2 protein-coding genes are annotated in these 2,221 nt (G+C 72.5%); one reads left to right on the top strand and one right to left on the bottom strand.

Annotation, left to right across the window (positions count from 1 at the left end; translation table 11 throughout):
• Positions 1-1,035: 1,035 nt before the first annotated feature.
• Positions 1,036-1,956, bottom strand: a complete 921-nt coding sequence (locus tag ACFWIC_RS31125; protein ID WP_380363533.1) for a cyclase family protein — start codon at positions 1,954-1,956, stop codon at positions 1,036-1,038.
• Positions 1,957-2,027: 71 nt separating this feature from the next.
• Here ACFWIC_RS31125 and ACFWIC_RS31120 point away from each other — a divergent pair.
• Positions 2,028-2,221 (top strand): LysR family transcriptional regulator (locus ACFWIC_RS31120; RefSeq protein ID WP_380520562.1); only part of this gene is annotated, 194 nt, incomplete at its 3' end.

Below are 2,221 nucleotides of genomic sequence, written 5' to 3'. Positions count from 1 at the left end.
CAGCCCCCCACCCCCCCCCCCCCCCCCACCCCACCCCCCCCCCACCCCCCCCCCCCCCCCCCCAAAACACCACCCCCCCGGACCCCCCCACCCCCCCCGCCGTTTCGGAGCCCCCACGCTCCGGGCCCCCGTCGGCCCAACGCTTCCGCAGCCTTCGCATTCCGGGCAATGGCTCGTTGACCTGCTGCTTTGGGGTTCGGAAGCAGGCACTCACGTGCGGGTTTGGCGTCCGGTTCGGGGGCGGGGAGCGTCGAGGCCAAGGCCTGGCTGGCCGAGCAGGCGGAGCGGGCCCGCGTCGAAGCGCGCCGGACGGCGCCGCGGTACCCCCGTTCCGGCCCCGCCCGATCCAGGCCCGGTCGCTCCGGCGAGCACCGCGCCGTCGCCGGGCGACGGCGCGGTGCCTCAACACCGGATGCGCGAAGAAGGGGTGCACACACCTCGCAACCAGACTCGGAATGTGAGTACCCATCAACTCCGGGCGCCCAAAGGTGTCTTCGCTGTTAGATTCGTGCACATGTCGTGGCGTGGAGCCGCGGCAGACTACCGGAGGGGACGTTCAACGAGGCTTCGCATGCTCACGGCCGGAGTCGGCGCGGCTGTTGTGCTCCTGGGCTGGGCCGTGCCCGCCCAGGTCGGCCCTGACGGTGGGTGGCGCCGTTTTGGGAGTCGGCTCGCTTATCGCCATCCTCCCGGCGTTCACTCGACCTCGCCAACGCTCTCGGTCGGGACCGCTTCACCCCGGGGCGATTCAGCGCGTCCTCGCTGAGGTCTTCATCGACGGCAGCGACCTCGCCGTTTACAAGGCTGTGCTCCGACGGCGGCGGAACACCGACTGACCGGGGGGAGCGGAGACCGTCCATTGCGTGGACGGGCTGCGGTCAGCGAGTGTGGATCAGGGTGGCGAGGGCGGTGATTGGGGGCCAGCTCCACAGGCTTCCCCGCTCGCCGCTCCGCCCGGCGGAGGCCATCGTGTTCGCGGCGAGCAGCAGGGCGCCGCCAGCCCAGCCGCCGCCGCGACCGCCGCTGAGAGCACCCTCACCGCTCCCCGTCCACCAGCGCGTGCGCGCGGACCGGGAAGGTGCCCATGCCCTCGACGGCCGGCGGCGCGGCGAAGAACCGGAAGCCGGACGGCGGCAGCTGCTCCAAGCCGCGCAGGTGCTCCACCACCGGGATGCCGGCCGCCAGCAGCGCGGTGTGCGCGGGGCGGGTGCCGTCGGCGGTGTCGTCGATGTTCACCGAGTCGATGCCGACCAGCGCCGGGCCCTGCTCGGCGAGCCAGGCGGCGGCGTCCGCCGTCACGAAGGGGTGTCCGCTGCCGTAGGCGTCCGTCCCCCAGTGCCGGTCCCAGCCGGTGTGGATCAGGACGGCCCGGCCGGTGACCTCGTGCGGGAGCAGCAGGCTGCGGTCGATCGCGCGCCCCGGCGCGCCGTCGAGCCGGACGACCAGGCCGGGCAGGTCGGTCAGCCGCTCCAGCGGCACAGCGGAGAGGTCCGGGCCCTCGCTGAAGCGGTGGAACGGGGTGTCCACGTAGGTGCCGGTGTTGGCCACCATCGAGATCCTGGCGATGTTGAACTCGGTACCGGGGGAGTAGAGTTCGCGCGAGGCGTGCCGGGAGAGGTGGTCGCTGATCTCCGGGCCGGGCAGGCCGGGGTAGGTCACCATGCCCGGGCGGATCGGGTGGCTGAGGTCCACGATTCGGCGTTCGGTGGCGGCCCCGCCAGCGGCCGTGCCGCGCGAGCCCTTGTGCGGCTCGCGCAGGACCTCCCGGTTCGTGATCCGTACTCCCTCGACCATCAGCAGGCCGAGGTGGCGCACCAGCAGTTCGCCGAGCTCGCCGTCCTCGATCTCCGGCCCGGGAATGTCCAGCCGGAACCCCTGGGTCTGCAGGCCGCCGCCGTTGGCGAAGCCCACCTCGGCGTCGAACCGCACCCGCCACTGCTCACTCGTATCGGTCATGCCTCGATGGTCAGTGAAGGACAGCTTGCGGGCAAGCAAGAATTTCTGAAGTACCGCTACAGCTCTGCAGCATGATATTCGTCCCCCGGCGTCTGCGCGCCCTGCGCGCCGTGGCCCTGCGCGGCGGCGTCGTGGACGCCGCACGGCTGCCGCACCTCACCACCTCCGCTGTCTCCCAGCAACTCGCCCAACTGGAGGAGGAGATCGACCAGCCGGTGTCACGACTACCGCGCGCCGGCGGCGCGGGCGGTGTGGACGGTGACGG

This window comes from Kitasatospora sp. NPDC127035, from assembly GCF_042726075.1.
Taxonomy (GTDB): domain Bacteria; phylum Actinomycetota; class Actinomycetes; order Streptomycetales; family Streptomycetaceae; genus Kitasatospora.
Note: the sequence above shows the minus strand (reverse complement) of the source record. Positions and strands in the feature narration are given on the sequence as shown.

Coding starts and splice junctions, on each gene's coding strand:
- ACFWIC_RS31125 (WP_380363533.1), bottom strand. CDS start 1,956: ATGACCGATACGAGTGAGCAGTGGCGGGTGCGGTTCGACGCCGAGGTG.